Genomic DNA, 14,521 nt, shown 5'->3' with positions numbered 1-14,521 from the left:
CCGCTGATGACTAGCGAGTCCACCAAGGTGGCCGGGACCGTTGCCGCACGGCCCCGGCCACGACCTATGCCCGCCATGCGATCCCGCTGGCGGGCGCGCTGGCGTCGTGATCTGCCGCTGGTGCTGATGACCGTGCCGGCGGCCGGTTTCCTGTTGCTCTTCCACTACCTGCCGACGCTGGGCAACTTCCTGGCGTTCAAGGATTACAACCCTTTTCTGGGTGACTCGGCCATCGAGGCGATGTTCCTGAGCGACTGGATCGGCTTCGGCAACTTCCAGCTGCTCTTCGAGGATCCGCTCTTCTGGTCCGCGGTGCGCAACACCCTTGGTATCACGGCATTTCAGCTCGTGTTCTTCTTCCCGGTGCCGATCGCGCTGGCGCTGTTGCTCAACAGCATCCTCTCGCAAAGGCTGCGCGGCCTGGTCCAGGGCATCATCTACCTGCCGCATTTTTTCAGCTGGGTACTGGTCGTCACCTTCTTTCTGATGATGCTCGGTGGCGACGGCCTGTTCGCCCACACCCTGCGCGACGTCGGTTTGCGGATGCCCAACGTGATGAGCAACCCGGATACGTTCATCTATCTGGTCACGTCGGAAGCGGTGTGGAAGGACGTCGGCTGGGGCACCATCATCTTCCTGGCGGCGCTGTCCTCCATCGACTTCAGCCTCTACGAGGCGGCGGCCGCGGACGGGGCCGGGCGGTGGCGGCGGCTGTGGCACATCACCCTGCCCGGGATCCGGCCGGTCATCGTGCTGCTGCTCATCCTGCGCCTGGGCGACGCGCTCAGTGTCGGCTTCGAACAGTTCTTCCTGCAGCGCGACGCGGTGGGGGCGGGCGCGGCCGAAGTGCTTGACACCTACGTCTACTGGCAGGGCATCGCCACCCAGAACTACGGGATCGGCGCGGCTGCCGGCCTGTTCAAGGGAGTCGTGGGGCTGCTGCTCATCCTCGCCGCCAATCGGGTGGCCCAGCGCTTCGGCGAGCAAGGAGTGTACAGCCGATGACACGGCCGGTTTGGGAGGAGAAGCCGACCGTTGCCGGTCAGGCCGGCAAGGGGACTTTGCTGACACTGGTCACCGCGGCCGTCATTATTCCACTGTGGACGGTGGTGGTGACCAGTCTGTCCAGCCGGGCCACCATCGACAAGGCGGGCGGGCTGGTTTTCATCCCGCGTGGCTTTGACTTCTCCGCCTACCAATCGATCTTTGCCACCGACCGGGTGACCCGGGCGCTGTGGGTCTCGGTGATGATCACCGCCGGTGGCACGCTGCTGTCGATCACGCTGACCACCATGGCCGCTTACGGGCTTTCCCGGCCGGGATCGCTGGCCCATCGCCCCCTGCTGTTCCTATTCTTGCTCACCTTCCTTTTCGGGCCCGGCATCATCCCCAGCTATCTGCTGGTCACCGGCGTCGGGCTCAAGGACAACCTGCTCGCCCTGATCCTGCCGACCGCCGTCAACGCCTTCAACCTGGTGGTGCTTCGCGCGTTCTTCATGAACCTGCCGGGCGAGCTCATCGACAGCGCCCGCATCGATGGCGCGAGCGAATGGCGCATCCTGTGGCAGATCGTGATCCCGCTCTCCAAGGCGGTCATCGCGGTGGTTGCCCTCTTCTACGCGGTGGGTTACTGGAACTCGTTTTTCAACGCGATCCTCTACCTGTCGGACCCGTCCGACCATCCGATCCAGCTGGTGCTGCGCAGCTACATCCTGCAGGGTCAGGCGCCGCCCGGGGTTTCCTTGCCGGGGACCAACGTTCCGCCGCCCACGCTGGCGATCAAAATGGCGGTCGTGGTGGTGACGGTGATCCCGGCGTTGCTCGTCTACCCCTTCGTGCAGAAGCACTTCACGAAAGCTGTCCTAACCGGCGCCATCAAAGGCTGAAGGGGACCACCCGGTCCACCCGGGCCGGGCCGGTCACCTCGAAGCTGAGGTCGGCGTTGACCCGCACGTGGGAGATGCCGTTGTCGTCACGGATTTCGCACTCGCCGCCGTCGCCAAAACTCAGCAAGGTGAGAGCTTCCCAGGGCCCGTCGGCGATCCGGTCCGACGGCTCGATGGTCGGGATGAGCGCGCCGCGCCGCACGAACAACGGCAGCTGATTCAGGGGGGCCGCCACCCGCAGCATCGAACGTCCACTGTGGACTTCGCCGGTCCACCAGTCGACCCACTCGCCCTCGGGCAGGTAGACGTCGCGCTGCTGGCTGGCGGAAACCATCGGGGCGACCAGCAGATCCGGGCCCAGCCGGTACTGGTGGTCGGTGCGCCAGGCCAGGCTGTCGTCGGGGGAGTCCACCATCATCGCCCGCATCATCGGCTCGCCGGTCTCCGCGCTGCGAAGCGCAGCGGAGTAGAGGTAGGGCAGCAGGCGGTAGCGCAGGCGCAGGGCCTCAATCACGTCCGGTTCCACGCTCGGGAAGCGCCACGGCTCGCGGGAGGTGGTGCCGTGGAATCGCAACAGTGGAGAAAGTGCGCCGAACTGCGCCCAGCGCAGGTAGAGGTCGTCGCTGGGGGTTCCGCTGAAACCTCCGCTGTCGTGCGACCAGTAGGGCACGCCGGACAGCCCGTGCGCCAGGCCGCCGTTCATGGAGGTGGCCATCGCCTCGTAGCTGCACATGGTGTCGCCGCCCCACTGTGCCGCGTGCCGCTGCCCGCCCAGATAGGAAGAGCGCGCCCAGACGGTCTGGTGGCCGTGCACCTCCCGGGTGACCGCGCTGACGGCGTCGTTGAACAGCAGCGAGTAGATGTTGTGCAGATCTGTTCCGCTCATTCCGTTGTGGGCGAAGGCATCTGCCGGTACCCCTTCGGCGAAATCGGTCTTGAAGACGTCGATTCCCTGGGCCGCGAGCGGCCGCAGCAGGCCCTGGAACCACAAGGTCGCCTCGGGATTGGTGAAGTCGACGATTCCACAGCGCGGATAGCTGCCGTGCCAGGAGTCGGCCACGTAGGCGCTGCCATCGGCCCGCTTGAGCAGGTAGCCCATCTCCCGCGCGTAGGCGAAGCGGTCGGAGTTCACGCTGAGGTAGGAGTTCATCCACACGCAGACCCGGAAGCCCTGTTCACGCAAGGTGGCGAGCATGGCCTCGGGGTCGGGGAAGGCCACCGGATCCCAGCTCATCTCCGACCATCGCCCCTCCGGCTGCCAGTAGCAGTCCAGATGCAAGACGTCGCAAGGGATTCCGTGCTCTCGAATGGTGGCGGCGCGTTCCAGCACCGCCTGCTGGCTGTCGCGGAAGAAGCCCGAGGAGATCCAGCTGCCGAAGGCCCATTTCGGCGGGCAGACCGGCTCGCAGGTCAGGGCGTTGTAGCGGCGCAGCACGTCGTTGGGGGTCGGCCCGGCCAGCACGTAGTAGTCGAGCAGGTCGTCGGGGACCACCAGCTGCACCACGCTCTGGGTGGAGGCGCCGAAGTCGAGCTCGACGGGCATGCCGGAGTCGATGACGATGCCATAGCCGCGGCTGGACTGGTAGAACGGCACGTTCTTGTAGGCACGGTCGGACTCGCTGCCGAAGGCGTCGAAGTTCCACAGCACCGGCCGCTGGCCGCGCAGGTTCAGCGGCAGGAAACGCTCGCCCGTCCCGGTCAGCACCTCATCGTGGGGAAGCACGAAGCTTTCGTGGTAGGCGACGATCGCACCATCCACAATGGAGCAACCAAAGGGCAGCGTGCGCATCCGGCCCGAGATGTCGACCAGACCGGGGTCGCTCTCGGTCAGCAGCCGGCCGGTCGCGGTCTCGCGAAACCTGATCTGCCAAGGATCGAGCCTCACCTCGGCGGTGATCGCCCCGGCGTTGACGGTGACCCAGTCCCCGGCGGTGGTGACCACCGCATGGGTGCCAAGGTCGGGCCGGGTCAACGCGAGCAGCCGCGCCGACCGGCTGCGCGCGCTGGGGTCATCGCTGAGCCTGACCCGGATTATCCCCTCACCGGCCGCGGTGACCTGTGCGTAGAGCACGGCCCCGGCGGCGGTCAGGGCCTTGAGGCTGATGCCGTTCGGGTCGGCCGAGGTTAATTCGGCATGCGCCAGCACCTCGGGTCCAGCTTCGCCATGCGAGCGTCGTGGTAGCTCTGGCGGGTCGGCCACGAAGTATTCGTGGGTCACCAGGGGCGGGCGGAACGGCATCTTCCAGCTCCTTGTTGCCTGAGGTAAGGTGCCTTTAGTTTTCCGTCTATCCAAACAAACGTCAACGGAAGGACGGCCTTGTTCTTCGGCGGCGACTACAATCCCGAGCAGTGGTGCGATCGGATTCGCGCTGATGACCTGGTGCAGATGCGCCGGGCCGGGGTCAACCTCGCTACCGTCGGAGTCTTCAGCTGGTCCTGGCTGGAGCCCCAGCCCGGCGTCCACGAGTTCGGCTGGCTGGACAGGGTTCTCGACGATCTGCACGACGCCGGGGTTTCAGCGGCGCTGGCGACCCCCACCGCGTCTCCGCCGCCCTGGTTCACGCTGCGCCACCCGACGGCGCTGACCATGCGCGCCGACGGGGTGCGGCTGGTGCACGGGTCCCGGGACGCCTACTGCGTCAACGCCCCCGCCTACCGGCAGGCGTGCGCCGACATCGCCGGCCGGCTGGCCCAGCGCTACCACGGGCATCCGGGTCTGCGGATGTGGCACGTGCACAACGAATACGGCACCTGGTGCTTCTGCGAACACTGCGCGGCGGCGTTCCGGAGCTGGCTCGAGGGGCGCTATGGCGATCTTGTCACGCTGAACGAGGCCTGGACGACGGCGTTCTGGGGTCAGCGCTACGGCCGCTGGGAGGAGATCCTCCCACCCCGGGCCACCCAATACCTGCCCAACCCGGCGCAGGAGCTGGACTATCGGCGCTTCCTGTCCGACAGCATGCTCGCCGCCTACATCGAGCAGCGCGACGTGCTCAAGGCGGCCAACGCGGCGATCCCGGTCACCACCAACTTCGTGCTAGCCCCCTGGGTGCCGGTCGACCATGCGCGGTGGGCGCGCGAGGTCGACCTCGTCGCCATCGACCACTATCCGTCCACACCCGAGCACGCCCTCGCCGAAAGTGCTTTCGCTGCCGACATGGCGCGCGGCTGGGCGGGCGGCGAGCCGTGGCTGCTCATGGAACACGCCCCGAAACCGGGCCTGATGGCGCCGATCGCGTTGACGCATATCGCCCGCGGCTCACAGGGCGCTCTTTACTTCCAATGGCGGGCCAGCCGCGGCGGCGCCGAACAATGGCACCCGGCCCTGGTCCCGCACACCGGCTCGGTGTCGGCGGAGACCGTCGCGCTGGGGGACTTGCTGTCCCATCTGCCCACCACGTACCAGGCGCAGCCGGCCCAGGTCGCCCTCTGGTACGACGAGGAATGCTGGTGGGCCTTACAGGCGCCGCATCTGCGCGCGCCCGTGGACTATCAGGCGATAACACAGAGATGCCATGCCGCGTTGGAGCGTCGCGGCTATGCGGTGGACGTCCTGCCGCCGGAATCGCTGTGTGGCAGGAATGGGCGCCCGCCGCATCGCCTGGTGGTGGTGCCCGCCGCTTACTTGATGACGGAGCCGGCGGTGGATGCTCTCCGGCGACACGTCGAGGGCGGCGGGCATCTTATCGCCATCGGACCATGCGGGGTCGTCGACGAACACACCAGGATCCGCCTGGGCACACCGCTTTTCCCGCAAGCGCATCCGGTGGACCTGTCCGACGCCGCCCTGGAGGACCTGCTGTCGCAGGCCTGCCTCGAAGCGGGCGTGAAACCGATCGCGGAAGACCTCCCCGCAGGCGCCCGTGCCGTCCACAGCCGACACGCCCAATGGCTGTTCCACCCCGACGGCAACGTAGACCTCAACGGCACCCGCCTCACCTGACCCGCCGCGCCCGCCGCGAGGAGAGGGGCGCGACGGTGCGATGGCGCGGCGGGGTGCAGGTGATGCGGGCGTGCGGGTCTAGGTGGGGTCGCCGACGATCAGGCCGCGGCCGTTGGTGGACAGGTAGACGCGGCCGAAGATGCGGGGGTCGCCGCTGATGGCCGCGCCGGTCCAGGCCCACTGGTGGCGGTCGTCGTTTATCCGGATCCAGTGGCGGCCTTCGTCATCGGAGCGGTAGATGCCGCGCTGGCCATCGACCTTGGCGCTGCTGAACAGAGCCGGGTAACGCCGGTGCGGGGCCGGTTTGCCGAAGCCGACGTTGTCGGCCTCATCGACGCCGGCGACCCGGGTGAAGGTCGCGCCGCCGTCGAGGGAACGCCACAACCCATAGGTGGCACCGGTTTTGCCGCCCGCGAGCCAGATGTCGCCGGCGTGGCCGGGGACGGCCTTGAACCGCACGTCACCCTCGGCGGGCAGCCCGGTCGCGGCGGTGGCGGTGAAGGTCGCGCCGCTGTCTGTACTCAGATAGAAGAATCCTGCGGCGAAGGCATAGCAGACCTCGGGCCGGACGCGATCGGCTTCTATGACCGCGCCCGCGGGCAGGCCTACCGCCGCCACCCAGGTCGCGCCGTCGTCAACGCTGCGATGCACGGCCGCACCCTCCGGCGCCCATAGCACCGCTGTTGCGTTGGCGTTGATGGCGACGCGGCCGCCGCGGGTGATCCCGCTGGGCTGGGTGGCGGCGGGTGTCCAGGTGGCCCCGCCGTCGCGGGAGAGGCCGAAACTCATGTTGCCGCCGGTGGGATTGCCGCTGCGCGCAATGACCTGCGGGCTCAGCTCGGCATAGTCGAGACTGGTGCAGCTGCCGAAGGTTGGGGTGTCGTACATGAGCGTGGCGGCGGCGAAGTCGTGATGCACGAAGCCGCCGATGTCGGCGACGGCAGAGAGCAGATGGGCGCCGGTGGGCGGGCTGATGAGGTCCAGGACCGCGGTCTCCTCCAAGCCCTGTGCCCGCACGCTGATGTGCACGGGCTGTCCGCTGCCCCAATCGGTCAGGTTGTCGGTGCCGTAGATGGTGGCGCCGGTGCCGTAGAACATGCGGTTGGAGTTGAATGGATCGATCTCCACCGACTCTGTCATCCAGCCGAGTTTCGGGGCCTGTTCCGGCAGCGGCGGAACCGCGTTCCAGGTCAGCCACGGCGCGGCGGTGATGTCGAGGTCGTAGCGGTTGTTGCGGTTGGGCCAGTCGCCGAATTCCCAGGACCGGACCCAGCTCGCGCCACCGTTGGTGCTGCGGAAAATCACGATGTCCGGCCACCAGGCGATCTGCGTGGCAACCATGATGGTGCTGGGGTTCTGCCGGTCGATGGTCAGACCTGCGTAGCCCCAACCCGCGCCCGGCTCGGGGGAGATGCGAGTCCATGTGCCGCTGGCGATGTCGAGCTTCCAGACGTCTCCGGCACCGCCGTCATAGGGACCCGCGGTGTCGCTCGTCGCGAGATAGAGGAACCCACCGACGTGATCCAGCACGCCCTTGTGGGCGATCTGCCCTGTGGGCGACCCGGCCACCGCCGCCCACGTCGCGCCACCGTCGGCGCTGTGGTAGAGGGGATTGTCCTTGTCCGCCACGCCAACGTAGATGCTGCGGGTGGGCCGCCGCCGCGATCCGGTGCGCGGATCGAACGCCACCCACACCACACCGGTCAGGTCGTTGGAGTATCCGCTGGTGTCATTGGGGTCCGGCCGGTATGTGCCAGGGTTGGGGAAACTGTCCACTTTAGACCACGAAACGCCTGAGTCGGAGCTGCGCCACAGGCCGTTTCCACTGGGGGCTCCGAAGTAGAGGATGGCGTTGCGGTTCGGGTCGATGGCCAGGCGCTCGCCCATGCCGCGACCGGGCATGTTGCCGCCGACCTTGAACGGCAGCGGGGAAGCCTTGAAGCTGCGGCCCCGGTCGCGCGAGCGCAGAATGGCCCCATTGTTGGGATCCCAGTCGTTGGTGTAGGTGCCCACGGCAAGGTAGAGCCGGTCCGGGTCGACGGCGTCGGTGGCCAGACTGGACACTCCCGTCCAGCCCCACTGATCCCAGCTGACCCAGTCGAGCAGCGGCACCCACCGCCCGCTCGCCCTGTCCAGGCGGTAGGCGCCGCCGATATCGGTGCGTGCGTAAACCAGGCCCGGCTCGGCCTGGTTGAACACGATTCCGGGAACGAACCCGCCGCCCACCATCTCGGCGTTTCTCCAGCTATAGCGAGCGTTGTCGGGCTTGGCGAACGCGGCGGAATCGAGCGCCATGGCGCCTACAACCGCACCGGCCGCTAGGACGCCACGACGGGTCCAGAACTCGGGCATGCGGACAGTATGCCGATAGTTTGGCGTCTAAACAAATGAACGACCGTGCCAGAGTTAGCGCACCGCCGCGGAGTCGGCCGACGCCATCATCGCCGAGGTGTCCACGGCCTCGAAGTCGCTTCCCCGCAACTGTTTGAGCGCGCGCAGCGCGTCGTTTGACCAGCGGTCGTCCGGTGCTCCGGACAGGTACCAGGGCGAGCCGTTGTCGGCGATGATCACCCCGTACCTCTTCATCGCCTCGGCGATCACCCGTGCCTGCTGCGGCAGCTTCGACGTGTCGACGCCTGCCTTGAGCCGCAGCCGCAAACCCATCGGTGGCAGCGCCGCATCCGTGGAGTCCGACGCGGCGTGACGGGCTGGCCATACATAAGCGTTTCGGGTGCGCGGCACCGTGATGCGCAAAGCGTGATCTATCTTGCCTTTCGCCATTTCTGGGTACCTGACCAGCCCCGCCCAGATCGGCAGCCCGGCCGCGTCGGCCGACGTCCAGCCCGCCGGGCGAAGTTTGTTGGAGCGCAGGTCGAAGATCGCTCCCGAGCCCGCCTTCCAGCCCCCGTTGCCGGTCGGGTAGGCGGCGAACAGCTCGTAGAGCCGGCAAGCGGCCGGGTCGTGCAGGATGATGTGGCGATCGCCGGAGCTGGTGGGGCCGCCCTCGATGGCGACGCCGGCCGGGACGGGGTAGGGGCCGGCGTCGCTTTCCCGCGCGTATTGAAAGGTCACCTTGACCGTGGCCTGGCCGGGCTTGACCGTGGTGACCGGGATCCCGATCGGCGCGCCCTCCCACAGCCCGGCCCCGAAGTCGGGATGCATCGTGCTCGCCGCGCCGATGCTCGCGATGAACGCGGCCGACGACCGGTGCACCGGCAGCGAGGCCACCTCGGCCCGCCACACGTTGTCGGCCGGGAAGCCGTCACAGCCGCCCTGCCCGAGGCCGGGAGTGGCGCTCGCGGCGGCCGAAGGAGAGGCTTCGGCCGACCCTGACGGGCCGGCCGAGCCTGACTGGTTGGCCGTGGGCTGGGCTGACCAAAGCGGCTGGTCGGAGGCGCAGCCGGTCAGCGCGAGGGCGAGGGTGAGACTGACGACAAGGGCGACATTGACCCGCAAAGCCCGCAGCACCCGGTGAACCTACCTCATTTTTCGGCAGGCTACGGAGTGTAGGGAACGTCGGTGTGGGACTGCTCCTTGAGCACGGTGCCTTCGGCGGCGTAGATCGCGGTGCGGCGGACGCTCGCCACGGCGGATCCGGCGGCGTCGGGGCGGGTCAGGTACACCAGAGTCATCTTGTTGCCGGTGAAGCTGATCGACTCGATCGGGTCGCGGTCGTTCATCGCGATATGCACCATGCACTTGGCCCGCGGGGTGGCTTTGGTGCACAGCATCACGTTCCAGAACCGGCCGGTGGTGCCGGTGACGCTGTTCATGATGGCGCCGACGGTGACGGCTCCGATGTCGGACCCGAGGTCGCCGCTCGCACACGGCTGTTGCAGCGCCAGCACGAGACCGTCCTTATCGGAATACATCCCTTCGGTCAGGGGCGCTCCTTCGTCACCGAAGGCGTAGTAGGGGTCGATAAGCCCACGCACGGCGGCGTTGCGCAGCTCGGGGCAGGTCGGCACATCCAAGGCCGCCTTCGCCGGGCTGGGTGACGTGCTGACCTGAGTCGCCAATGTCGGTGTGGCGGTCGGGGTTTCCTGGGCACAGGCGGTCAGCACCCCGGTCAGGGCGAGCGTGGCGGCTATCGAAAGCAGGCGGGAATGGTTCTGCGGCATCACTGCACCCTAGGGGTGGCGGCACCGTTGGCCCAGGTGAAGTCGCTACCACGACACAATGATCGTCATGGTTGCCCGCACCGTCCAATTAGTTTAACCTCCCAACTAAAGATTGATGCGCCGAGGGAGCCGGACTTTTCCACGAACGTCCAATATCCACTCGTCATCGTGGCCGTCTCGCGCCCGGCGAGACGGCCACGGCCACCTTTCCGTCGATTCCCTCGCAGCCGATCGCCGCCTAGGCTTGCCCCGCGCACATGACACAGCAACGCAGCTGATCCACGCGGAGAAGGAGGCCCGGGGTGACTTTGCCCGTCACGGGTGACTTCGATACCCACGAGTCAGCCGTGAAGCTCGGGGAGCTGCTGGCCGACCTCACGCCGGGGCTGACCGCCGCCGAGATCCACGCTGTGATCGCCGCGCGCCTCGAACAGTCCGATGACGATCCACGGCTGGCCAGCCTGGTCGCTGACGGCCATGACTTCGCGGCCAAATGGACCGCGCTGGCGCAGGGGCAGCCCCTGCCCGGCCCGGCCTGGGAAACCGTGGTGCTGCCCGCGGTGGTGGCCTTCAGCAGCCAGCAGACGCTCAAGGCGCATCTCGAGCGAGCCACCAGCCTCTGGATGTCCACCCACCCCGACGAGGGGGAGGCGCTGCCGGCCGTCGATGCCGAGGGCCAGGCCATGGCTGCTCACGACGTGCGGCTGGGGATTCCTGACGGCCATAGTGGACAGCATCCGGTGCTGACCCTGTTCCCCACCGACGACCTGACCGCCCCGGCCGCGACCCAGCGCTGGCCGCGCAGCCTGGTCGCCCTCGCCCTGGTCGCCTTGGCGGTGGCCGGCGGGTTCTGGTGGCTCGACCACGGGCTGACCTCGGCCGGCCAGCCGCAGGTGATGTCACCGGCCGGGGTCGGCCAGCCCCAGCCGCAGAGCACCGGGCCACGCACGACTCGGGCGCCGGTGATGCCGTCCGCGCCGGGGGCAGGTCCGGCCGAGCCGACGGCGCCTTCGACGCTCGCGGCACCCACGCCGACCTGGGCCGGGACCGGTCCGGTCGTCGCGCCCACCGCGCCGCTGGGCTTGACCGTGCGCGGCACCACGAGCACCACCGTCCACCTGAGCTGGCTGCCGCCCGTCGACCCCGGCAGCGGCGGGGTCTCCCACTACCGGATCCTGCGCGACGGCGCGGACGCGGGCTGGACAGTCAACAACCGCGTCGCCGTCAACCAGTTGACGCCCGGTGCCAGCTATACGTTCGGCATCGTCGCCTACAACAGCGCCGGTCTGGCCTCCCCGTCCAGCGAGACGGTCAACGCGACGACCATGAGCGTCGTGTCACCCACCGCGACGCCACCACCCGTTGCCGTGCTGAGCATCTCGCCCCGCCCGGCGATCAAACTCGGCGATCCGTTCGCCGTCACCGGAACCGGCTGGCCATGCTTCGCGCCATCCACGGTTCGGGTGCTGTTGGGTGGGCGTGCGGTGGCACTGGCCACTTTGGACGATCTAGGCGCCTTCGCCGTGGCCATCGAGGTCAACGCCACCAACCCGGCCGCTCCTGAGGTGCGTGCGCTCGACGGCGGTGACCCGATCGTGCTGGTCAAGGGGGTTTTGCCGGTGGTCGCCGAGCTGGCAACCCAGCCCTCCTGCGCGATCAACCTCCGACAATCCACCCAGATCAACTTTCGGTGACCCGACTGGGACCAAAGGGCACCGTTCTGTCTATACCTTCCTGGCCGTTCGCCGCCTAGGCTATCGCCGCACGAAACAGCGAGGCCGATTGATCCACCCGCGAAAGGGGCTACGGTGACTGTGCCGGTCAAGGACGACTCAGATGCGCGCTACGCCGCTGTCAAACTCGGTGAGCTGCTAGCTGACGTCACCGTGAGCCTGACAGCCACTGAGATTCACGCGATGATCGTGACCCGGCTGCGCCGGTCCGATTTCGACGAACGCTTGGCCCGGGTGGTGGCTGGAGCGAGCGAGTTCACCAATCTGTGGAACGCGTTGATCCAGGGGTTGCACCTGCCCGAGGCGGCGTGGCCGACCGTGGCGCTGCCCACCATCGTCGCCTTCAGCAGCCCGAAGACTCTCAAAGCACGGCTTGAGCTCGCCACCAGCCTGTGGATCGCCGCGCAAGGTGGCGTGCAGGAGCAGGTGGCCGAGCCGGGGGAGATCGACCAGACCGCCGAGCACCCTCAGATCGGCCCCGCCGCAGAGCCGGGCGCGGCGGATAGGCGGCCCACCGCGAGGGCGGCGCTGACCTTCTTCCCCACCGCCTACCTGTCGCTGCCCGCCCTGAAGCGGCGCTGGCCGGGGGTGCTGGTCGCGCTGGTTCTGGTCGCGATGGTGGTCGCCGGTTACCTGTGGTATTCAGACGAGTCGACGCCCAGCAACGCCCTGCCGCCGGGCGGGTCACCGATCAGCACCAGTCAGCCCCAGCAATCGCTCACCCCCGGCGCGCAGGCCTCGCCGTCGCCGAGCGCGTTGCCCACGAGCGGCGACACCTCCAGCGCGCCGCCGTCGACGGGCACTCCGCCATCGGCGAATTGGACAGGCACCGCGGCGGCTGTCGCGCCGACCGCGCCGCTCAGTGTGACGGTGCGGGGTGTCACCCAAAACAGCGTCGCCCTGTCCTGGCAGCCACCCTCCGCGCCGGGAAGCGGCGACATCGCTTACTACCGCATCGTCGTCGACGGCGCTGACAAAGGCTGGACCAGCGCAACCCGTTCCACCATCAACAACCTGTCAGCCGGCGCCACCTACACCTTCACCGTGGTGGCCCACAACGCGGCCGGCCTTGCCTCGCCGCCCAGCCACGCGCTCACCGTGACGACGCTCGTGCCGCCGACCGGCGCGCCGGCCCCGGCCCCCACGTTCACCATCGATCCGAGCGGGAGCATCCCGCTGGGCAATTCGTTCACCGTCACCGGCGCCGGGCTGCCCTGCGTGGCTCCCCAAAACGTGCGCATTTTCCTTGGCGGGCACCCGGTAGCGGTCGCCCAGCTCACCGCCGAGGGCGGGTTCAGCGTGTCGGTTCCGATCGACAACAGCGAGCCCGCGACACCGCGTTTCCGAGTGCTGACCACGGGGGAGCAGGTCACGTTGACGGCTGGCGTCTGGCCGATCACGGTCAAGCTGGCGAGCCAGCCGCCGTGCCAGGTCACCGCCAACTACCCGGCCGAAGTCACCTTCAGCTGAGGGTCGGCCGCCGGATGACGGGCATGGCGCACCGGGGAAAGCGTTGCCGCTAAGGCGGTTAACGCGATCCCCGTGGTGGCCAGCCAGAGCGCGCCGCGGTAGCCGAGGCTCTGCGTGAGGAGGCCGCCCACGGGCGCGCCGATGGTCAGCATGCCCCAGTTCAGCGAGCGGATGGTCGCGTTCATCCTGCCCTGCAACCGATCTGGGGTGACCGCTTGGCGGTACCCCAGCTCGTGCGGGCTGCTCAGCCCGATGGCGAACCAGACCACGAACTGCGATGCGGCCGCCATGACCCAGCCGGCCGAGCCGGAACCCGCAACGGCGGCAAGGGCCCAGCCGAGCACCGCCAGCCAGCGGCCCCTGACGAGCAGGCGGCCCATGCCGAGCCTTCCCGCCCAGCCGGAGGCCCAGCTGCCGGCGACCGCGCCCACGCCGCCGATCGCGAGCACCACGCCGAGGCGGAACCCGGCCTCCTTCTCGGGCAGGCCCGGCTCCAGCCCTTGCAGGACCAGCAGCGTGAACACGACCGAAGCCATGCTCTCGAAGAGGAAGTGCGCGTGCAGGGTCACCGCGTAGGGGGCGAGCACGCGGTGCCGGTACACCCAGGAAAGTCCTTCGCGCAGCTCGGTTTTCAGGTGCCGCGGGCGCACCTCGGGGGCCGGCTCCGGGCGCTTGATGGTGGCCAGCAGGACGGCGGAGGCCAGATAGGAGCAGGCATCCACCGCCAGCGACAGCGGCAAGCCGATCAGGCGGATCAGGGACCCGCCGAGCAACGGGCCGGTGGTCTGGGCCACGAAGCCGCTCAGTTGCAGGCGCGCGTTGGCCCGCGGCAGCACGTCAGGCTGGACAAGGCGCGGCAGGTAAGACTGGTGGGCCGCCTCATAGAACAGGGACATGGTGCCCGCCAAGGCCACGAAGGCCATCAGCGAGTAGAGGGTCAGCGTGCCGCTGAAGAGGAGCCCGGTCAGAAGTCCTAATAGGAGAAAGCGGCCCAGGTCCATGGAAATGAGCAGGGGACGACGGCGATAGCGATCGGCGATCACCCCGGCGAGCAGACCGAAAGCCAGGTATGGCGCGTAGCGCGCTCCGGTCAGCAGGCCGAACTCGAACTCGGTTGCCCGAACGGTAAAGCTGGCCACGAGCGGCATGGCGACCGCGCTGACATAGGTGCCGAAGGTGGAGACCGTCTCCGATGTCCAGAACCTCGCGTAACCAGGCTGATCCAGCAGGCGGGCCATCCGGGGAGGCTATCGGATCGCCGCCGCATCCGATGTCCCGTCGATGTCCCAAGGCAATTGACAAATGACGATTGAATGTCATGCTGGGCAGAAGATTGAAACCTTTCAAGTCCCAAGGAGGGTTGAAAAA

10 protein-coding genes are annotated in these 14,521 nt (G+C 68.2%); 5 read left to right on the top strand and 5 right to left on the bottom strand.

Annotation, left to right across the window (positions count from 1 at the left end; all coding sequences use genetic code 11):
• Window positions 1-6 precede the first annotated feature (6 nt).
• Together Rhe02_RS45050 and Rhe02_RS45045 are read left to right on the top strand one after the other, a co-directional pair.
• Window positions 7-1,005 carry an ABC transporter permease gene (locus tag Rhe02_RS45050; RefSeq protein ID WP_373320795.1) on the top strand — a complete coding sequence of 333 codons (999 nt, stop codon included), beginning with the start codon at window positions 7-9 and terminating at the stop codon, window positions 1,003-1,005.
• Window positions 1,002-1,886: a carbohydrate ABC transporter permease gene (locus tag Rhe02_RS45045; RefSeq protein ID WP_203914703.1), complete on the top strand. Its 885-nt coding sequence runs from the start codon at window positions 1,002-1,004 to the stop codon at window positions 1,884-1,886. Before Rhe02_RS45050 ends, Rhe02_RS45045 begins: the two co-directional genes overlap by 4 nt.
• On the opposite strand, the gene Rhe02_RS45040 is transcribed toward Rhe02_RS45045, so the two are convergent.
• Window positions 1,876-4,125 (bottom strand): TIM-barrel domain-containing protein, encoded by a 2,250-nt coding sequence (locus Rhe02_RS45040; protein ID WP_203914702.1) that lies wholly within the window; start codon window positions 4,123-4,125, stop codon window positions 1,876-1,878. The two genes, Rhe02_RS45045 and Rhe02_RS45040, sit on opposite strands and share 11 nt — an antisense overlap.
• 78 nt (window positions 4,126-4,203) lie before the next feature.
• Between Rhe02_RS45040 and Rhe02_RS45035 the strand changes: the two genes are divergently transcribed.
• Window positions 4,204-5,829, top strand: coding sequence for a beta-galactosidase (locus Rhe02_RS45035; protein ID WP_239124470.1), 1,626 nt, complete (start codon window positions 4,204-4,206; stop codon window positions 5,827-5,829).
• Window positions 5,830-5,907: 78 nt separating this feature from the next.
• Here the strand turns inward: Rhe02_RS45035 and Rhe02_RS45030 are convergent, their stop codons facing one another.
• Genes Rhe02_RS45030 through Rhe02_RS45020 form a run of 3 tightly spaced genes read right to left on the bottom strand, consistent with a single transcriptional unit; the run spans window position 5,908 to window position 9,950 of the window.
• Window positions 5,908-8,181, bottom strand: a complete 2,274-nt coding sequence (locus tag Rhe02_RS45030; RefSeq protein ID WP_203914701.1) for a beta propeller repeat protein — start codon at window positions 8,179-8,181, stop codon at window positions 5,908-5,910.
• 54 nt (window positions 8,182-8,235) lie between these two features.
• Entirely contained in the window at window positions 8,236-9,297 is a 1,062-nt protein-coding gene (locus tag Rhe02_RS45025) for a hypothetical protein (RefSeq protein ID WP_203914700.1), read from the bottom strand.
• Between the two features lie 29 nt (window positions 9,298-9,326).
• Window positions 9,327-9,950, bottom strand: coding sequence for a hypothetical protein (locus Rhe02_RS45020; RefSeq protein WP_203914699.1), 624 nt, complete (start codon window positions 9,948-9,950; stop codon window positions 9,327-9,329).
• Between the two features lie 302 nt (window positions 9,951-10,252).
• On the opposite strand from Rhe02_RS45020, the gene Rhe02_RS45015 reads away from it, so the two are divergent.
• Entirely contained in the window at window positions 10,253-11,644 is a 1,392-nt protein-coding gene (locus Rhe02_RS45015) for a fibronectin type III domain-containing protein (RefSeq protein WP_203914698.1), read from the top strand.
• Between the two features lie 114 nt (window positions 11,645-11,758).
• On the top strand, window positions 11,759-13,153 hold the full coding sequence (locus Rhe02_RS45010; RefSeq protein WP_203914697.1) for a fibronectin type III domain-containing protein: 1,395 nt from the start codon (window positions 11,759-11,761) through the stop codon (window positions 13,151-13,153).
• On the opposite strand, the gene Rhe02_RS45005 is transcribed toward Rhe02_RS45010, so the two are convergent.
• Window positions 13,126-14,391 carry an MFS transporter gene (locus tag Rhe02_RS45005; protein ID WP_203914696.1) on the bottom strand — a complete coding sequence of 422 codons (1,266 nt, stop codon included), beginning with the start codon at window positions 14,389-14,391 and terminating at the stop codon, window positions 13,126-13,128. The genes Rhe02_RS45010 and Rhe02_RS45005 overlap by 28 nt on opposite strands.
• Window positions 14,392-14,521: the final 130 nt, after the last annotated feature.

Source organism: Rhizocola hellebori (genome assembly GCF_016862955.1).
Classification (GTDB): domain Bacteria; phylum Actinomycetota; class Actinomycetes; order Mycobacteriales; family Micromonosporaceae; genus Rhizocola; species Rhizocola hellebori.
This window is presented reverse-complemented; position numbering and strand designations above follow the sequence as displayed.